Genomic DNA, 18,859 nt, shown 5'->3' with positions numbered 1-18,859 from the left:
GCACCTCCCGGCAGGAAGGCCGCGTTCGGATGATAAACCGTATTTCCGGGTTTTTCTATTATTTCTGTATCAGCTTCTGCATCTGTTCAATCTCTTTTTCCTGGACATCAATGATATCCTGGGCCAGTTTCTTTACTTCTTCCTGTTCTGAATAATCCAGGATATCCCTGGCCATATCCACAGCCATCTGGTGGTGCATGATCATGCCCTCTGCAAATGCCTGGTCAATGTTGTCCACACCGGACGGATTAATATGATGGGACATGGAGTCATCGGAGAACATCCCGCTGTATTTTGCAAGGTAAGCATCCTCATTTTCCTGATTCTTTTTTCCTTCTTTTTCATACTTCTTAACCAGGTCATTCATCTCGGTCAGTTCTTTTTTCTGCGCCGTGATGATATCCTGCGCCAGGGTCTCAAGGTCAGATACTTCCCCGCCATAGTTCAGATAACTTTCCGACATTTTGATGGCCGCCTCGTGATGGGGAATCATTCCCTTTAGAAAGTCAATATCAGCACTGCCGGACTTTTCCCGGATCATCATGTCCTCCATCATATTCATCATGATGGAATCCTGCTCAGTCAGGTAACGGCTCAGGTTATCCCCATTGCCTGAGGCCTGTCCGCCGTGGGAGGAATGATCCATGTGGCTGTCAGCCATGGATGTATCCCCTGAACCGTTCATGGAACTGTTGTCCGCGCCGGACACGGATGAGGATGGGGCGTTTGGATCCTCTGTCACCCCGCTTTCCGATGTGGTGCCGGTCTGCTCCTGGCTGCCGCTGTTCCTGTTCATGGACGCTGCCGCGGCTACGATGATGATGACCAGTGCAACGCAGACTCCGATAATCCAGATACGCATGTTTTTGTTCATAGTTAAAGTCTCCTGTATTGTTAGATTGGTGGTTTAAAATAGATGGGTTTAGTATCTGCTGGTTGCTGGAAAATATACCATGTCAATACTTGCAAATAAGAAGCCAATAAGGTAAAATGATACCATAAAACTAAATAACGCAAAGATAAAAACACAGTCCCGGCCGGTAGTCCGGGCGCAGTATCACAAATCTGTCAGTAACCTGCCTCCTCGGTTGTCCATTCTTTGCTGTTGAAAGCGAGGAGTGTTTTTTGTGCAAAAAAGTAAACTGACAGTATTTTTTGACGGCCTTTTCTGGATTGGTATCTATGAACGCATCCAGGATGGAAAGCTGGAAGCCTGCAAAATCACATTCGGGGCAGAACCAAAGGATTATGAGGTATACGGGTTCATTCTTAAGAACTGGCATAAACTGAGGTTCAGTCCGCCGGTGGACGCGGGTGAAAAGAAGGAAGGGAAGATGAATCCCAAGCGCATGCAGAGGAATGTAAAAAAACAGCTGGAAGCACATGGGACCGGAACAAAATCCCAGCAGGCCTTAAGTCTGCAGAAGGAAGAAAATAAAGTGATGCGCAAGGAAAAGAGCCGCAGGCAGAAGGAAGAAGAAAAACAGCGCCAGTTTGAAATCAGGCGGCAAAAGCAGAAAGAAAAGCACCGGGGAAGATAAATCCAGAGATAGGAACATAAAAAGGGGTTGCTGCAAAATAATTTTCTCATACAAGATGCCGGTAATGGTTTGTAAGCCATAAACCATATCTTGTTGGGATTTTACATTTTGTGACCACCCCTTTTCTGCTGCTTCTGGAGAATCGGACGGTTCATTTAATCGATAAATTTAATGACCTTATCAAGAAAACATTCTCCGTCCAGATGTTCAATCTCGTGACAGAAGCATTTTGCCATTTCCCATTCACCGGTTAGTATGATTTCTTCCCCGTTTTCATTTAGTGCCTGTATGGTTACTGATTGCGGCCGTATTGTCATGCCAAAACGATTGGGGAAGCTGAGGCAGCCTTCGATGCATTCCTGTACACCGCTTTGTCCGATGATTTTAGGATTGACCAGCTTGTATTGGCAATCCCCATAATCCACAACCACCAGACGCTTTAGTATACCGACCTGATTCGCCGCCAGGGCAGCGCCGTTCCCGGTTGCCCGCAGGGTGTCCATCATGTCATCCAGCAGTTCCCGTATTTTGTCGTCTACCGTGAGGACTTCCTTGCATGTTTTCTTTAATGATATGTCGCCTTCATACCGAAGCTGCCTTAGCGCCATTGTTATCCCTCCTGCTGCTGTCTGCCCTGGATTTTTTTGTACTTTCCTCAAATAGGAATACTTCTTCAATAGAACAGCCGAATATCTGTGAAATGTCATAGGCCAGCCATATGGATGGTTCGAATTTTTCTGTTTCTATGGCATTGATTGCCTGGCGGGATGCGCCCACAAGTTCTCCCAGATGTTCCTGGGTTAGTCCTTTGTTTTCCCGTAATTCCTTAATTCTGTTTTTCACGTCATGGTTCCCTTCTTTCATATATGTAATGTTTACCTTACTTGGATTATAATCCCATTCCTGCATGAAGTCAAGTTAACATTACATAAATCCCATTTCCTGCCAGAGGGATTGCCAGGGCAAAAAGGAATTGAACAAATAAAGTATTGATAGTAAGATAAGGTATGGAAGCAGCAAGCAGAATACGCCCTGGGCCGGAAGCGGTTCAGGCCAAATGTTTCTTGTTCGTGCCAGATGCTGCAAAGGAGGTTTCAGCCATATGAAGATTGACCGTCTCATCGGTATTTTATCCATCCTTCTCCAGAAAGAGAAGGTGACCGCGCCCTATCTTGCGGATAAATTTGAGGTATCCCGGCGCACCATCAACCGCGACATTGAGGATATATGCAAGGCAGGAATCCCCATTGTGACCACCAGGGGTGTGAACGGAGGCATTTCCATCATGGAAGGGTACAGGATGGATAAGACCCTGCTTACATCCCGGGAAATGCAGTCCATCCTGGCAGGTCTCCGCAGTCTGGACAGCGTATCCTTTACCGGACAGTACAGACAGCTGATGGACAAGCTGGCTGTGGGGAACCATGATTTAATCCATGTTGACAGCCACATTATGATTAATCTGTCCTCCTGGTACAAAGAGACCCTTGCGCCTAAAATCCATCTGTTCCAGGAAGCCATTGAGGAATGCAGGCTGACCCGGTTCTCTTATTTTTCCCCGTCCGGCGAGTCTGCCCGATGCATTGAACCTTATACGCTGGTATTTCAATGGTCATCCTGGTACGTATGGGGATACTGCTGTCTCAGGGAAGATTACCGGATGTTTAAACTGAACCGTATGGCGGATCTGGAACTCTGCCAGGAGCATTTTACAAAACGTGATATGCCTGCTTATGAAAATGAACCCACAGGCCCGTTTCCGGTAAGATTCCAGGTGAAAGCCATCTGCCAGCCGGCAGTTAAATGGCGTATTATCGAAGAGTTTGGGATTGAAAGCCTGAAGGAAATGGAAGACGGCCGTATTCTGTTCCAGGCAGGTTATTCGGATAAGGAGAATCTGATGGGATGGGTCCTCAGCCTTGGCAGCCAGATAGAACTGCTGGAGCCGGAGGCCTTTAGAAAAGAACTGGCAGAGACAGCAGGCAGGATATGCGGACTGTATCAGCCAAAGGATGGGGCTTCAGTTATTTAGGCGGATAAAATGTATGAATATGACATGCTGATGTCATGTTTCGGGTGTTATAATTGGAAAAAAGGGGGTATGGTTATGGAAAAGATAGTGGCGTGCTGTGGATGTATATGTGATGAATGCCCCTATTATCCTGTGGACTGCCAAGGGTGTCCAAAGATAGATGGGAAGCCCTTCTGGCTGGAATATAAGGAGGAGGATGTATGCAGCATATACCAGTGCTGTGTGAATGAAAAGGAACTGCCCCACTGCGGCCGCTGCGGTTCCCTGCCCTGTGCGCGGTTTGACCAGCAGGACCCCACCCGGACACCGGAAGAGAACGCAGAGGGGTTAAGGCAGATGATTGAGGTGCTGAAGTCGATGAAGTAGAATCAGGATCATTGCGTTTCCTGTATTAAGAACCCGGCACGTGAAAGATAAGGAGAATGGCTATGGCTTCAAGTTTAGGATATGTACAATATGTTGCATCCCAGCTGGCGGATGCGGGCGTGATTACCTATAAGAAATTATTTGGGGAATACGGTCTCTGGTGCGGGGGCAAGTTCTTTGGAACCGTGGAGGACAACCAGTTTTATGTGAAGATGACCAATGCAGGCCGCCTGCTTTTACCGGACGCAGAACCGGCAGCTCCTCATGGAGGGGAGCCGGGCATGTATCTGGTGGAGAATCTGGATGATGCGGATTTCCTTGCTAAGCTGGTCATCCAAACCTGTGAGGAACTGCCTGAACCCAAAGCGAAGAAGAAAGCGGGTAAAGCAAAGAAAATACATGGCACAGATAACGGAAAATGATGTTCAAATCCATTCCAAGGAAGGCGCTGGCACTGTGTGATGGAGCACTGGAAACTGGATTTCCAGATTTACCATTGGTTTCCTAAACAATTTCCATTGATTATGTGGTATTATATTTTTGTAACAGAAATGTAATATTTATGTAATAATAGGAGGACATACCATGAGGAAATTATCAGTTTGCCTTTTAACAGCAGCAACAGCCATGGCGGCAGCGGGCGCGGTTCCGGTAACCGCATTAGCAGCAACCGGTACATACAACATCCCAGGAGGAAAGATGATTGTCATCGGCGGCAGCATGAATGGTTCCAACTGTGAGGTGCCTGGCTTCCCAGGTGTTAATATTCCGGGAATCAATATTCCGGGCATCAATATTCCAGGTTCCAACATCCCGGACAACAGCCTGCCTGCCCCGGATTTCCCAATCCCGGATTTCCCGGATAATATGCTTCCGGACCAGCCGGGCGGTATGCTTCCGGACCAGCCCGGGACAGACGGCTCCCAGGACGCATTTGCCAATGAAGTTGTGAGACTGGTAAATGAAGAAAGGGCCAAGGCCGGACTGCCGGCCCTTACCGTGGATAGAGGCGCTGCCAGCGCAGCCCAGGTAAGAGCCAAGGAGATAGAGAGATCCTTTTCACACACCAGACCGGATGGCAGCAGCTTTAATTCTGCCCTGACCGAAGCGGGTGTGAACTTCAGGGGCGCAGGGGAGAACATTGCTTATGGACAGAATTCACCGGAGAAGGTGATGGAGGGCTGGATGAACAGCTCCGGCCACAGGGCCAATATCCTGAACAGCAGCTATACCTCAATCGGCGTGGGACATTACCAGAACGCATCTGGCGTTAATTACTGGACCCAGTTATTTATCCGCTGACATACATATTGACCGTACTGTATTCACGAAGTAAAATCAGGGCGGCCGCACGGATTATCAATCGGTGCGGCCGCCTTTTGTGCTGGTTTGTTCCAGTATCCATATGGTTTGTGAAAAAAATTACTATATGAGTCATAAATATTAAAATAAGGGATGCTATCCGTATGAATCTGGAACTATTTACATCCAAAACAGAATGAAGTATCATAAGGGCATCAGAGACAGACAACTATAAAAGTTGAAAAAGGAGAAGGAAAATGAAAGCATTTAATTTATGTATCGTAGGAGGCGGAAGTACCTTTACCCTTGGATTCCTGAAGTCATTTGTCAGGCTCAGGGAAGAATTTCCTTTGAAGAAGCTGGTGCTGTTCGATATTGATGCAGAGCGCCAGGAACCCATTGGAAAATATGGGGAAATCCTTTTCAGGGAGCGGTTCCCGGAGCTGGATTTTTCATATACCACCGACTGCAGGGAAGCGTACGAGGGCATGGATTTTGTGTTCATGCAGATGCGCGCAGGCGGGCTTCCCATGCGTGCCAAGGACGAGCATATACCGCTGAGCATGGGAATCATCGGACAGGAGACATGCGGGGCAGGCGGCATGGCCTACGGACTCAGATCCTGCGTGGACATGATTAAAGCAGTGCACGATATCCGCAGATATGCGCCGGACGCCTGGATCCTCAATTACTCCAATCCGGCAGCCATTGTGGCGGAGGCGCTCCGCAGGGAATTCCCCGGGGACAGGAGGCTTTTAAATATCTGCGACCAGCCGGAGAACGTGGTACGTTCCTGCAGCCGTCTCTTAAACTGCAGCTGGGAAGACCTGGACCCGGTATACTTCGGACTGAACCACTACGGATGGTTTACCCATATGTATGACAGCCGCACAGGCGAGGACCTGCTTCCTAAAATCAGGGAAATGGTTGCCAGGAACGGTTTCCTTCCCCAGGACGCCGAGCAGAGGGACAAATCCTGGCTGGATACCTACGGGATGGTGCAGACCCTTATGGCGGATTTCCCGGATTTCCTGCCCAACACATACGACCAGTATTACCTGTACCCGGAATATAAGGCCAGCCACCTGGATCCTGATTTCACCCGTGCGGATGAGGTCATGGCAGGAAGGGAGAAGCGGGTATTTAAAGAGTGTGAGGAGGTAATCAGGGAAGGTAAGCTGGGAGACCGGTTTGATGCTATTTCCGATGCCCATGCCGAGATGATGATCAAGGTTGCCGAGGCCATTGCTTACAATAAGAATGACAGACACATCCTGATTGTTGAGAACAACGGGGCCATTGCCAATATGCAGGACGACGCCATGGTGGAGGTTGTGTGCGAACTGGGAGCCAACGGCCCGCGTCCCATGAGCGTGGGTAATATCCCGCAGTTCAACCTGGGACTTCTGGTGAACCAGGTATCCTGTGAAAAGCTGATTGTAGACGCGTATTTTGAGAACTCCTACCAGAAGGCGCTGGAGGCATTTACCCTTAACCGCCTGATCAACGATGCCAAGAAGGCAAGGAAGGTGCTGGACGCGCTGATTGAAGCAAACCGGGGGATGTGGCCCGAGTTAAGATAATCCGCAGGATAATTTGGAGGGAAAGGATAGTAAGATTATGGGGAAGAATAAAGTAATGGATTTTTTCTCGGCGCTGGGGCGCAGCCTGCTGATGCCCATTGCGGCCCTGGCAGCATGCGGTATTGTCTTGGGACTGACTTCCGCGCTGATGAAAGCACAGGTACAGGCGGCGGCTCCGTTTTTACAGCAGGAGCTTCTGTATTTCATCATCTCTACGTTAAATAAGGTTGCAGGCGTTGTATTTACACTGATTCCGGTCCTGTTTGCCATCTCCATCTCCTTCGGGATGGCAAGGGAGGAAAAGGAGATAGCCGCCTTTGCAGGCTTTATCGGATATTATACGTTTTTAGTGGCCTCTTCCTGTATGATTCATTCAGGATTCATGGACTTCGGGGCGCTGAAGATATCCACGATCCTTGGGGTGGAAACGCTGGATATGGGCGCGGTGGCAGGTATTGTCACCGGTGTGGTGACTGCAGCTCTGCACAATAAGTACCATAAAATCACGTTCCCTGTGGCAGTCTCCTTTTATGGGGGCAAACGTTTTGTGGCCATTGTGGTCATTCTGGCAATGGCTGCCGTGGGCCTGGCGGCGCCTTTTGTCTGGTCACCTGTATCCATGGCCATTGACGGCATGGGCGGGCTGATATCTGCTACCGGGCTGGCAGGGGTATTCGGGTATGGCTTCCTGGAGCGCCTGCTGATTCCCACCGGGCTTCACCATGTGCTTAACGGCATTTTCCGTACCACTTCCATCGGCGGTGTCTATGAAGGGGTGGAGGGCTGCCTGAACATTTTCCTGCAGTTTATTGATAAGGTGGATATCTCGGAGCTTAAGCCTTTTACCGTGTTCCTGGGACAGGGCAAGATGCCCATGATGATGTTCGGTCTTCCGGCAGCGGCGCTGGCTATTTACAGGACATCCCCGCCAGAGAAAAAGGCCAAGGTGAAGGCGCTGATGATTGCGGGCGTTGCCGCCAGTATTGTATCCGGCATTACCGAGCCGCTGGAATTCTCCTTTATGTTTATCGCGCCTCCTCTGTATCTGTTCCATGCATTGATGGGCGGGCTTTCCTTCATGCTGATGTCCGCATGTAACGTCATCATCGGAAATACGGGAGGCGGCCTCATTGATTTCCTTATATGGGGCGTGTTCCAGCCAGGCTCACACTGGTATTGGGTATTAATCACAGGACCGTTTTTCTCAGTGGCATATTATTATGTATTTAAATGGTATCTTACCAGAAAACAGCTGTCCATTGACGTGTCCGACGAAGAACCGGAACAGGAAACCCGGGGGAGCAGCCTTGATGAGAAACAGCACATCCTTGCATCCAGGATCATTGAAGGACTTGGGGGACGGGAGAATATCGTGGTGGTGAATAACTGTCTTACAAGGCTTCGGGTTGATTTAAAGGATATGGCGCTGGTAAGCGATGAGATATTAAAAAAGACCGGAGCCATGGGATTTGTCCGTCCCAGTGACGTGCATATCCAGGTGATTTATGGACCAAAGGTCGAAGGGATTGCATCCCATGTAAGGGAAGTATTGAAATATTAGGCTGTGTAAGAAGCATTGGCTTGGCCATACGGCAGGTCTTCTATCAAGATTTGAACTTGTTAGAAGACCTGTTTTTTATTATGCGGCCCAGGTTAGTGATAGTAAAATAGATGTATTTCTGGTAAAATTCAAATATATGGAAAATCATAAGACGGAGGAATGCCATGAAACATCATGATAAATATTTTACAAGAGAAGAGATCATCCGGAGATTCCAGGTATTTGACGGTGAAAAGACACTTGGCGAGGTGGATGTGAGGGATGTATTCCATACACAGGTGCCTGCCAAGGGAATTGCCGGCTGCGTCATTGAACAGAGCGTATTGTCCATGAAACAGAATTCCACACAGGAAGCCGACCTGTCAATTTTACAGGCGGACGGCAGTTATAAGGATACGGAATTAAAGGTTACCGGGGTAGAACCTTCCAATAAGCAGGGGGAGAAGTACGCGGCAAAGGAGCCCATGTCACTGACCGCCGTCAGCATCGGGGTAATCGAACATGAGAAATTTCTGGAATCCCATTTTTATAATAAGATTGCACATATGCTGTTCGTGTTCTATGTTTATGACAGAAAAAGCGGACAGAAGGTGGTTCCCTATGCTGAATATGACAGGTTTCCGGTTTTGGGATATAAATTCCTTGATATTGCAGATGATAAGGATGAATTGGCAAAGTTTGAAAATGACTGGACCCAGGTCCATGATTACCTGGTCAGCATAGAAAACCGGGAGGACCGGTATGATCTATATCCGCTGCTGCATCAGAAAATAAAGAAGGACCTGTTTTACATTGACATTGCCCCAAGATTTAAGCTGCAGCCCAGGCAGACGCCCAGATTCCGGCTTAAGAAATCCTATGTAAACACATTATTCCAGAACTTCTACAATCATAAATTAGAAAAGCTCAGTGAGGAATTTAATTCATACAGTGAATTAGACCGGAGGCTGCACGCGCTGACGGAACAGTATCGCGGCAGGACCGTGGAAGAGCTGATACATATATTTGGCATAGAAGTAAAGGACATTCATAAGTTATGCAAACATATAACGGAAACAATTGTCGTGCATATGCTGGGCGGAAAATCCAAAAAAATCAGCAACATAGAATTATTTGAAAAAATCGGGCTGATAGCAAAGACCATTACTGTCACGAGAAAGGGGATGGAAACAGAGCAGATGAAACTGTTTACCATGGACCTGGATGAAATAACAGATGCCTCACTTGATTATGAAGACACAAGTTATTATGAGTATTTCAGCAATCATCAGATGCTGTGCATCCTATTTGAGGAGCCATGCACGGCGGCGCCTCTGAATGACAATGTATTCCAGGGATTCAAGAGGCTGGTTTTTGAGGATGAAATGATAAACGGGCCAATCAGGAATGTATATAACGAGATAACTGATAAGATTAATAACAACGGTGTCGTGGAACGCTATGTGTACCGGAAGGACGGTACGCAGCGGATTAATGATACCGGGGTTCCCATGACAGCATTGAATTTTCCCAAACAGGCCCAGTCATCTGTTTTTGTAAGAGGTACGGGTACGGACAGCAATTCCAAACCGTGGGTATTTAAAGGCCGTGCAGCGGATGGGACAGATACCATACATGCCTATTCCCAGCAGATATGGATAAAAGGAAGATACATAACCGATATGTTAAGGAAAATTGATTTCATATAAATGCCGGGGATATACGTATCTGTCCTAATCAATCCGGGAATCCTGTCTGGTCTGTGCGGCCAGTTCAATCAGCAGCTGGATGATGGTGAGTATGCCCAGGCGGGGATTGATATCAACATGGCGGTATTCTTCATTCTGGTCGTTTGTGCAGAGTGCAATGGTGCTGTATGGAATCAGGGGGCTGTCCTCCTCGCAGGTAAGCAGGACCGTGGTGGTTCCCCGGTCCCTGGCCCTTTGGAACACGGAGAGGTAACGTCTGGCATCCCCATGGGCCGTGATGATGAAGAGCACGGCGTCGCTGCAGAGTTCATAGGCAAGCCCGTTGAGAAGCCGTTGCCACTCAATGAGGATACAGGGGTAATCCAGGGAGGTGAGGACTGTCTGAAGATATTTGGCAGACAGTGAGCTCAGGTTGGAGCCGTATATATAGATGGGGCGCCCGCTGGTGAGCAGGCCGGCAATCTCCTCCAGCTTTGCAACGTCAATCTGCTCCAGGTTATCCCGGAACAGGGCCAGGGTATGATGCATCAGGTCATCTGAAGTCGGGGTCATATGAAGCTGCTTTAACTCGCCCCGTACCTGGTATTTAAATTCATTATAACCCTTCAGGCCCAGCTTCTGGCAGAAACGGACAATGGTCGCATTGGAGGTGTAGAGGCTGGCGCTGAGGTCATTGAGGCTGGTGTATATGGAAGCAGGCAGGTTGGATTCAAAATATTGGAGGATTTCCTCCTCTGTTCCTGTAAGGTCCAGCTGGTGGGCTTTTTCAAATATGGGGATCATGGGTTTCCTCCCTGGGGCTGTTCTCCGGACCGTTTATAACCCAGATAACAGCGTATGATGCTGTTGATTACATAAAATACGGGGAGCCTTGAGGTGAACTCCGCGCCGCGGTTCTCCCGCTGGTCGGTGAAAAAGCGGAAACTGACCGTGGCCAGGCCCGCCACCTCGTTACTGGTGTATGGGGTAATGGATAGGATTGGTATATCATTCATGCGGGCAATTTTGCCCAGGCGCACGGTTGGGCCGAAATTACCGGTGGTGCTGATAAGTATCAGCAGGGATTCAGTATGGACATTCCTTAATATGTGTTCCCCCATTTTGGCGGATTCAATCTTATATACGTTCTGGCGCCCGATGGAGAACAGAAGTTTCTCAAAATAGTCGCTCAGTATGCTGGTGATTCCTCCGGGCGCCCAAAGATAGATGGGGCAGCTGCTGTCAAAATAGCGGAAGGTGCGTCCAAGCTGGTCCTCGGATATCAGCTTGGAAGTCCCTTCAATATCAGAACACAGACTGTCCATCATCATCCAGGTGGAAAAATCCCGGGCCCTATGGGTGCCAGGCTGGGATGGCTCCTTCTTAGCCGCTGCCCTCAGTGCGTACTTCAGTTCCGCGAAGCCGGAATATCCCAGCTTTTTACAAAACCGCAGAATGGTTGCGGAGGAATAGCATACTTGGGAGGCCAGGGCCTGGATGCTCATGTCCGGCACATCCTCGCCGTGCTCATAGACGAATTTCAGGATATTCAGCTCATTGTTGCTCAGGCTTTTGATGACAGTATCATCAAGGTGAAGTGTGACCATGGGAACCTCCTTGTTTCTTTCTCAGACATCACCATATCGTTAGGGATTTTGACCGGCACCGTATTCATATCAACCCGTTCCCGTTTATTATAGCAGAATTTTAGTAATTTGTTCAAAAGATTTATTAAAATGACTTATTTGATATCATTCTGTGGAGGATGTTCCGGGGAAATGACGGGGCTGCAAAGAACAAGCTTTTTTATACTTTGAGACCACTCAGGTGTCGTGACAGTTGAGCCAGGGTCGGTAATCATAATGTCAATATCTGACAAATCACAAACATGATAAAAGGACTTCTGATTAATTTTACTGGAATCAGCTAAAAGAATTTTCATGTCCGATTGATTCATCATTTCACGTTTTATCTCTACCTCCTCTTCATAGGAATCCGTTAAACCATATTTTAAGCTTACAGAACGTGCGGAAAAGAAGAATTTGGCCGCATAAAAATTTCGAATGTAATCCCTAGCATGTACTCCTACTAAAGATTGTCTGGCTTTGGAAAAACTAGCTCCGCCAGTGGAATAAACCTTGCAGTTCTTAAGCTCTGTCAATGCAGATCCGGTTTGGAGACTGTTCGTGATAACGGTAATGTTCTTGAATTTGTCAAGGTGATGAAGCAGGCTGAGGACAGAGCTGGAGGTGTCAAAAAATAGGACATCATTATCCTCGATAAGTTCGGCTGCTTTGGCTGCAATTGCATTTTTTTGGCGGATATTGTTTACTTGCCGCAAATTGAGAGGAAGTTCAATGTTCAATCCTTCCCGTATCATGGCTCCGCCACGGATTCGTATAATGGCACCATCTTTCTCTAGCTGCTCTAAATCCCGGCGGATGGTTGCTTCGCTGTAAAATAAAATAGAACATAATTTTCGTACAGAGATAAACTGGTTTTTCTGAATTAAATCCAATATTTCATTCCTTCTATGGACCGCCAGCATGGTTACCCTCCTTAGTGTGAATCAGTGTTTAGAACGGGGATGTGATTTTTTGAATGATTGAATATGATTGAATTTGAATAATAAAGTCATATTAAATTGAAAAATAATAAATAATAACACCCCACGTTGACTTTTTTTTGTGGTATATATACAATTATTATATTACTTGAAACAAATATGTCAATATCAATCAAAAGGAGGGAGGCTTTATGAATTACACAAAGAAATGGGGTATTTTGTCGTTGCCATTGGTACTTTCAGCATTACTTTGCAGCGCCTGTTCTTCATCAGCACCAGCAGATAAAAATCAGGCTGAAGAGATTGGAGCGGAGACTTTGCAGGAAAGTCAGGAGGAGAAGGCCGCAGCAGAAACACAGAAAATAACGTTTGCCACCTGGCAGTGGGGGGAGGCAGGATATTCTGATTTTTATGCAGAAGTTGCAGAGCAGTTTGCAAAAGAAAATCCAGGCTATGAAATAGAACCGATTCAGATTCCCAATGGGGATTATTGGGACAAAATGTTTGCTAGTGTATCATCTGGCACGGTACCCGATATTTTTATGGGAAAAGTAGTGCGTATTGGAAACCTTGTAGGGCTGGGGGCATTGGAGCCCCTGGACAATTATGCCTCGCCAGAGCTGCTGGAGGACTTTAAAACAGTGTATCAGCCAATTCAGAGCAGTAATCCAATCGTAACAGATGGAAAAACGTATGCGCTAACCACCATGTATACCTCTCATCAACTGTTTTATAATAAACAATTGCTGGATGAAGCTGGAATTGAAGTACCGACAACAATAGATGAATTCATAGAAGCTGTTAAACAACTGACCAAAGCTCCGGAACAATATGGATACGCATGTATGACGACGAACGAGAGCGCTTTTTATGATGATTTGCTAATCTGGTCAATTGGTTTTGATGATAATGTTGTAGGAGGCAGTATTAACATCAACAGTCCGGGAGTTCAGGAGGCTTTTAAGAAATACAAGGAGATTTTTGATGCAGGACTTGTTCCGAAAGGTGTAGACAAAGCTACTTACCGCACTATGTTTGCGAATGGACAGATTGCTTTCCTGATTGATGGTCCTTGGCTGGTTAAGACGATTGAATCCATTAACCCGGATATCATGGAACATATTGGAACGGCGCGGGTACCGTTTCCATATAAAAATTCCAGTGCGTCAGACAATCTCCTTTATCTTTCAAGCAGCAGTAAAAATAAGGAAATTGCATGGAAATATATTGAATTGTGTGCCTCGAAAGATATGCAGTCCCGCTTTGCTGAACTGACGGACTGTATACCGGGTCGTAAAGATGCCGTCAGCAGCAGTTTTACTGCGGAGCGGCCGTGGTACCAGGCATTTGTGGACGGAGCTCCTGACGCAGAGCTGATTGTAGCGATGGATTACTTGGAAATTGAAGGGCAGATTCGTAAACTGATTATTGATGCAGGACAGGCAGTACTGTATGAGAATAAAGATATTCCGACCGTACTTCAGGAGACACAGGGAAAAATAGATAAACTTATAGAAGAATATTGATTTACGATGGTTACTGCGCCCTGGGAATAATTGCCTGACAGAGGAGTTCCTGAGGGCGCTGTTCGGCTAAAGGAGGAAGTATGAAGCAGAAATCCGTCCGGAATCTTTTCCTAAAAAAGTTATTTCCATATTTACTATTAATCCCTTCACTGATTCCCATTGTGGTTATTTTAATTTATCCAATTTGTGAGACTTTTGTTATCAGTCTGTTTAAAATGAATCCCATGAGGCCTGATGCGGATTTATTTATTGGGCTGGGAAACTATATAAAACTTTTTCATGAAGAATCTTTCTTCCTGGGTCTGAAAAATTCCCTGGAGCTTACATTGGTTACGGTGGTCGGTTCTAATTTAGTTGGACTCGGGTTAGCACTTTTGCTGAATATGGAATTTAAAGGAAGAGGTATTTTCCGTGCATTGGTCATTATTCCATGGACACTTCCGGCTGTGGCAGCAGTACTGATTTGGATTTGGATTCTAGACTATCAGTTTGGGGTTGCAAATTATATATTGAGTATTGCCGGAATCGTCAAAGAAAGTATACCTTGGCTGTCCAGCACCCAGATGGCAATGGTTTCGGTGATAATTGTATGTATCTGGAAGCAGTTTCCCATCTCCTGCATTATGTATCTTGCAAGTCTGCAGACCGTTGACCATACTCAATATGAGGCTGCTGAGATGGATGGAGCTAACCTGATCCAGAAATTTTTTTGCATTACCTTACCGGGGATTGCGGCAAGTGGAGGCGTTGTGCTTCTTCTTACTTCTGTTTGGGCATTCAGGGAATTTACGATTATCCAGATTATGACAAATGGAGGACCATCCCGAGCTACGGAAACTTTGGTTGTCCAGTCATATCTGGAAGCATTCAATAACTTCAATTATGGATATGCCTCTTCTTTGGGGATGATTACATTTGCAATCTCACTGATTTTTAGTGTGGTGTATTATAAACTGATTTTAGGAAGGAAGGGGGAGGTCTGAAATGAAGTATACAAAACGAGGAAAGATGATAAGGTTTTTTGGTATTATTATTTTGGCTGCAGCAACACTGATTATCATTTTTCCATTTTATTGGATGGTAAAAACATCCTTTCAATCTAATAGCAGTATGTTTCAGGTTCCGCCCAGTTTCTTTCCGGAAGTAATCGATATCTCCAGTTTTTATGAAGTACTCATGAAGAAACCGATTGTAATATGGATGAAAAATTCGCTGCTTGTGGCGGTTTCTGTCACACTTATTTCAATGGTGCTGTCAACTTTGACGGCTTACAGCCTTTCTCGTTACCGTAATAAGGCAAACACAATATTCAGCTTTTTGATTTTGACAACACAGATGCTTCCAAGCACGCTTTTTGTATTGCCGATTTACCGTGAATTTAATCGGTTCAGCCTAATGGATACACATTCAGGTATTGTAATTGCCTACACGACCTTTGCATTGCCAATCTGCATTTGGATGTTGAAAGGGTATTTTGATTCTATCCCAACGGATTTGGAAGAGGCGGCAACCATTGATGGGTGCTCCAGGCTGGGAACAATCTGGAGGATTATCATGCCATTAGCAAAACCTGGATATATGGCAACCGCCATCTTTGCCTTTATCAATGCCTGGGGTGAGTACCTTTTTGCGAAGATGCTGCTTTCTTCACAAAGTAACTGGCTTCTTAGCAATGGACTTGCTTCATTTAAGGGAGAATATACGACTCCCTGGAACTGGATTATGGCTGCGGCCATCATATATGCCCTGCCGCCTCTTATCCTGTTTTTATTTATGCAGAAGTATCTGGTCAGCGGAATGACGGCTGGCGCGGTAAAATCATAAATTTCAAGAGAGAAGGGGTGTACTTGATATGAAAGATATTAATCTATTTTCAGGAGAAAAACGTTGGCTGAAGGGAAACCTTCATTGCCATACGAATGTTTCTGATGGAAAACGTTTTCCTCAGGAAAAAGCAAAAATTTATAAAAAGCTGGGATATCACTTCCTCGCGTTTACGGATCATAATATTTTTAATGCAAAATCCTTCGGGGAAGAGGAGGATTTTCAGCTGCTGCCTGGAGTTGAACTTAATATTGAGTTCAAAGACCGTCCCGGCTGCTACCATATCGTAGGATTTGGAGCAAGGGGGGAGTTTGATTATGCACATGGAAAGACGTTCACCCCGCCCTATTGTATGGATTGCCGGGAAGCACAGATGGTCATTGATGACATTAATGCGCATCACGGTTTGGCTATCGTAGCGCATCCGGTGTGGTGTCTGACGGAGCTGCGCGACTTTGAAAATCTTACCGGTTATTTTGCTCTGGAGGCATACAATCATAATTGCTATTTTGAAGGGGACAGCGGGTATGCGGATTTTTATTGGGATAATCTGCTGAAACGTGGAAGGATGATTAAGGCGGTTGCTGTGGATGATTCACATGATTTACACAATGATATAGGCGGCGGCTGGGTAATGGTGTGGGCAAAGAAGAACAGTCAGGACAGTATTGTCGAGGCGCTTAGAAACGGTGATTTTTATTCTTCGGCGGGGCCGGAAATCCACTCCTGCATGATTCATGCCGGCTTTTTGGAAATTACATGTTCGCCTGCAGCATATATTCATTGCATCCCTTCAAACCGTCCGGGAAAAACAGAATTTGCAGAAGAAAGACCGTTAACAGAAGCGAGGTTTGATTTGAAGGGATTGAGCGGCTGGGTCAGGGCGGAGGTAGTGGATGTTTTTGGGAAAAAGGCCTGGACGAATGCCATTATATTGGAATAGAAAGGAGAGAGATATGCCACTTGTAACATCGGAGTCCCTATTGCTTGACGCACAAAGAAACGGATATGCCGTTGGCGCTTTCAATGTGGAGAATATGGAAATGGCGCAGGCGGTTATAAGCGCCGCAAAAGAAGAACACTCGCCTGTAATTATTCAGACTACACCGTCTACTACAAAATATGGTACATTGCCCGTCTACTCTGCATTGATAACCTGTTTGGCTGAACAGGCTGGGATTCCGGTCGCCCTCCATTTAGATCATGGGGACAGTTTTGAGTTGGCGGTACAGGCGATTCGCGAGGGTTACACATCAGTGATGATTGACGGTTCCCATTTGGGATTTGAAGAAAACATAGAACTTACAAAATCGGTTGTCAGGGTAGCATACGCCATCCGGATTCCAGTTGAGGCTGAATTGGGAAAAGTTAGAGGAAAAGAAGATGGAAGACAAGCGGACAAGGATGAATATACACGTCCGGAACAGGCGCGGGAATTTGTAGAACGAACTGGGGTTTCTTCCCTTGCGGTGTCAATCGGTACTGCCCATGGGGTATATTCAGGGATTCCTAAACTGGATATTGTCCGTTTGACGAAAATACAGAGGGAGGTTGCCGTACCGTTGGTGTTACATGGAGCATCGGGGTTGAAGGACCAGGATATTCAAAACTGTATTAGCCACGGAATCTGCAAGGTTAACTTTGCAACTGAATTAAGGATTGCTTACAGTAATGCAGCTAAAAATACATTTAATAAAACCCCGGATGTATTCGATCCCAAAAAATATGGAGCTGTCGGAAGGGAAGAAGTGAAGGCGCAGGTCAAGAGCCGCATGAGAGTATGCGGTTGTTGTGGAAAGGGCTGACGGAAATTGAAAGAAGAAGGATGAGGAGAGATGAAAGCAGCAGTTTTATATGGTAATGATGATATCCGGTATGCTGATTATCCAACGCCGAAAACGACTCCAGGTATGGTTAAAATAATGGTTAAGGCTGCGGGAATCTGTGGTTCGGATATACCGCGGGTGCTTTACAATGGAGCCCATTCTTACCCGGTAGTCCTGGGGCATGAATTTTCCGGAATAGTAACGGAAATAGGAGAATGCGTACAATCTGTAAAGGTGGGGGACACTGTCTCAGGAGCGCCTTTACGTCCCTGCATGAAGTGTGAAGACTGCCTTTGCGGCAACTATGCTCTTTGCAAACATTATAGCTTTATTGGTTCTAGAGAACAAGGAAGCTTTGCGGAATATGTGGTGATTCCGGAGGCCAATGCAGTTAAGTATGATTCTGCAATCCCTTTTAAGCAGGCCGCAATGTTTGAGCCGTCTACAGTGGCCCTGCATGGGATTTTGGATAGTGGTTATCGCGGTGGAGGATATGTGGCTGTGCTTGGCTGTGGTACGATTGGGATTTTTACGGCACAGTGGGCCAGAATCTTCGGTTCCAGGAAGGTGGTGGTATTTGATATTGATAACGGGCGGCTGGAATTGGCAATGAGTATGGGAGCCGATGCAGTGGTTAATACATCAGAGAAAGATTATCCGGAAAAAGCCATGAAATTAACGGATGGGAAAGGCTATGACTTTGTATTTGAGGCGGCGGGGAATACGCAGACCATGCATATGGCCTTTGAAGTGGCTGCTAATAAAGCCAAGGTCTGTTTTATTGGGACGCCGCAAACAGATATTTCATTTACCCGCGGCGAGTGGGAGCGCATGAACCGCAAAGAGTTCCAACTGACTGGTTCATGGATGAGCTATAGTGCGCCTTTTCCTGGCAGGGAATGGGACCTGACGGCCCATTATTTCTCTACAGGACAGTTAAAATTCGATGATGCTTTTATTTTCAGACAATATCCAATGAGCCAAGTACGGGAGGCGTTCAATCTGTTTTATAATCCGAAACAGGTACACGGGAAGATTCTACTAGTGAACGATTAAAGGAGAAAG

General features: G+C 46.4%; 20 protein-coding genes. 14 read left to right on the top strand and 6 right to left on the bottom strand.

The window, feature by feature from the left end:
• Nucleotides 1-58: 58 nt before the first annotated feature.
• Nucleotides 59-874: a DUF305 domain-containing protein gene (locus DWX59_RS00810; RefSeq protein WP_117555407.1), complete on the bottom strand. Its 816-nt coding sequence runs from the start codon at nt 872-874 to the stop codon at nt 59-61.
• Nucleotides 875-1,127: 253 nt separating this feature from the next.
• Here DWX59_RS00810 and DWX59_RS00805 point away from each other — a divergent pair, with 253 nt between their 5' ends.
• Entirely contained in the window at nt 1,128-1,541 is a 414-nt protein-coding gene (locus tag DWX59_RS00805) for a YjdF family protein (RefSeq protein WP_117555406.1), read from the top strand.
• Between the two features lie 155 nt (nt 1,542-1,696).
• Here DWX59_RS00805 and def read toward each other — a convergent pair whose 3' ends face one another.
• A complete protein-coding gene (gene def, locus DWX59_RS00800) occupies nt 1,697-2,149 on the bottom strand; it encodes a peptide deformylase (protein WP_117555405.1) in 453 nt (150 codons plus the stop codon).
• Nucleotides 2,124-2,384 carry a helix-turn-helix transcriptional regulator gene (locus tag DWX59_RS00795; protein WP_117557137.1) on the bottom strand — a complete coding sequence of 87 codons (261 nt, stop codon included), beginning with the start codon at nt 2,382-2,384 and terminating at the stop codon, nt 2,124-2,126. Before DWX59_RS00795 ends, def begins: the two co-directional genes overlap by 26 nt.
• Before the next feature lie 259 nt (nt 2,385-2,643).
• Between DWX59_RS00795 and DWX59_RS00790 the strand changes: the two genes are divergently transcribed.
• The 7 genes from DWX59_RS00790 (at nt 2,644) to DWX59_RS00760 (ending at nt 10,073) form a co-directional block, all read left to right on the top strand.
• Nucleotides 2,644-3,573 (top strand): helix-turn-helix transcriptional regulator, encoded by a 930-nt coding sequence (locus DWX59_RS00790; protein ID WP_117555404.1) that lies wholly within the window; start codon nt 2,644-2,646, stop codon nt 3,571-3,573.
• Nucleotides 3,574-3,648: 75 nt separating this feature from the next.
• Nucleotides 3,649-3,939, top strand: a complete 291-nt coding sequence (locus DWX59_RS00785) for a DUF3795 domain-containing protein (RefSeq protein ID WP_117557135.1) — start codon at nt 3,649-3,651, stop codon at nt 3,937-3,939.
• Between the two features lie 62 nt (nt 3,940-4,001).
• Nucleotides 4,002-4,361: a TfoX/Sxy family protein gene (locus tag DWX59_RS00780; protein ID WP_117555403.1), complete on the top strand. Its 360-nt coding sequence runs from the start codon at nt 4,002-4,004 to the stop codon at nt 4,359-4,361.
• A 163-nt stretch (nt 4,362-4,524) separates the two neighbouring features.
• Entirely contained in the window at nt 4,525-5,241 is a 717-nt protein-coding gene (locus DWX59_RS00775; RefSeq protein ID WP_117555402.1) for a CAP domain-containing protein, read from the top strand.
• Nucleotides 5,242-5,498: 257 nt separating this feature from the next.
• On the top strand, nt 5,499-6,824 hold the full coding sequence (locus DWX59_RS00770) for a 6-phospho-alpha-glucosidase (protein ID WP_117555401.1): 1,326 nt from the start codon (nt 5,499-5,501) through the stop codon (nt 6,822-6,824).
• A gap of 37 nt (nt 6,825-6,861) precedes the next feature.
• The gene (locus tag DWX59_RS00765; protein WP_117555400.1) at nt 6,862-8,385 is read left to right on the top strand and encodes a PTS transporter subunit EIIC; all 1,524 of its coding nucleotides are present in this window, start codon (nt 6,862-6,864) and stop codon (nt 8,383-8,385) included.
• 164 nt (nt 8,386-8,549) lie between these two features.
• Entirely contained in the window at nt 8,550-10,073 is a 1,524-nt protein-coding gene (locus tag DWX59_RS00760; RefSeq protein WP_117555399.1) for a MutH/Sau3AI family endonuclease, read from the top strand.
• Between the two features lie 24 nt (nt 10,074-10,097).
• Here the strand turns inward: DWX59_RS00760 and DWX59_RS00755 are convergent, their stop codons facing one another.
• The 3 genes from DWX59_RS00755 to DWX59_RS00745 all read right to left on the bottom strand — a co-directional run bounded on the left by DWX59_RS00755 (nt 10,098) and on the right by DWX59_RS00745 (nt 12,600).
• Nucleotides 10,098-10,856: a MurR/RpiR family transcriptional regulator gene (locus DWX59_RS00755; RefSeq protein WP_117555398.1), complete on the bottom strand. Its 759-nt coding sequence runs from the start codon at nt 10,854-10,856 to the stop codon at nt 10,098-10,100.
• The gene (locus DWX59_RS00750) at nt 10,853-11,659 is read right to left on the bottom strand and encodes a MurR/RpiR family transcriptional regulator (protein ID WP_117555397.1); all 807 of its coding nucleotides are present in this window, start codon (nt 11,657-11,659) and stop codon (nt 10,853-10,855) included. The genes DWX59_RS00755 and DWX59_RS00750 overlap by 4 nt, the downstream gene beginning before the upstream one ends.
• Nucleotides 11,660-11,793: 134 nt before the next feature.
• On the bottom strand, nt 11,794-12,600 hold the full coding sequence (locus DWX59_RS00745) for a DeoR/GlpR family DNA-binding transcription regulator (RefSeq protein ID WP_117555396.1): 807 nt from the start codon (nt 12,598-12,600) through the stop codon (nt 11,794-11,796).
• Nucleotides 12,601-12,809: 209 nt separating this feature from the next.
• Between DWX59_RS00745 and DWX59_RS00740 the strand changes: the two genes are divergently transcribed.
• The 6 genes from DWX59_RS00740 to DWX59_RS00715 all read left to right on the top strand — a co-directional run bounded on the left by DWX59_RS00740 (nt 12,810) and on the right by DWX59_RS00715 (nt 18,850).
• Nucleotides 12,810-14,144 carry an ABC transporter substrate-binding protein gene (locus tag DWX59_RS00740; RefSeq protein ID WP_117555395.1) on the top strand — a complete coding sequence of 445 codons (1,335 nt, stop codon included), beginning with the start codon at nt 12,810-12,812 and terminating at the stop codon, nt 14,142-14,144.
• A gap of 80 nt (nt 14,145-14,224) precedes the next feature.
• The gene (locus DWX59_RS00735) at nt 14,225-15,127 is read left to right on the top strand and encodes a carbohydrate ABC transporter permease (RefSeq protein WP_117555394.1); all 903 of its coding nucleotides are present in this window, start codon (nt 14,225-14,227) and stop codon (nt 15,125-15,127) included.
• Between the two features lies 1 nt (nt 15,128).
• A complete protein-coding gene (locus tag DWX59_RS00730) occupies nt 15,129-15,968 on the top strand; it encodes a carbohydrate ABC transporter permease (protein ID WP_117555393.1) in 840 nt (279 codons plus the stop codon).
• A gap of 28 nt (nt 15,969-15,996) precedes the next feature.
• Nucleotides 15,997-16,911, top strand: a complete 915-nt coding sequence (locus DWX59_RS00725; protein ID WP_117555392.1) for a CehA/McbA family metallohydrolase — start codon at nt 15,997-15,999, stop codon at nt 16,909-16,911.
• A gap of 13 nt (nt 16,912-16,924) precedes the next feature.
• On the top strand, nt 16,925-17,773 hold the full coding sequence (locus DWX59_RS00720; RefSeq protein ID WP_117555391.1) for a class II fructose-bisphosphate aldolase: 849 nt from the start codon (nt 16,925-16,927) through the stop codon (nt 17,771-17,773).
• A 30-nt stretch (nt 17,774-17,803) separates the two neighbouring features.
• The gene (locus DWX59_RS00715; protein WP_117555390.1) at nt 17,804-18,850 is read left to right on the top strand and encodes a galactitol-1-phosphate 5-dehydrogenase; all 1,047 of its coding nucleotides are present in this window, start codon (nt 17,804-17,806) and stop codon (nt 18,848-18,850) included.
• Nucleotides 18,851-18,859 lie beyond the last annotated feature (9 nt).

It is taken from the genome of Enterocloster aldenensis (assembly GCF_003434055.1).
In the GTDB taxonomy this organism is placed as follows: domain Bacteria; phylum Bacillota; class Clostridia; order Lachnospirales; family Lachnospiraceae; genus Enterocloster; species Enterocloster aldenensis.
This window is presented reverse-complemented; position numbering and strand designations above follow the sequence as displayed.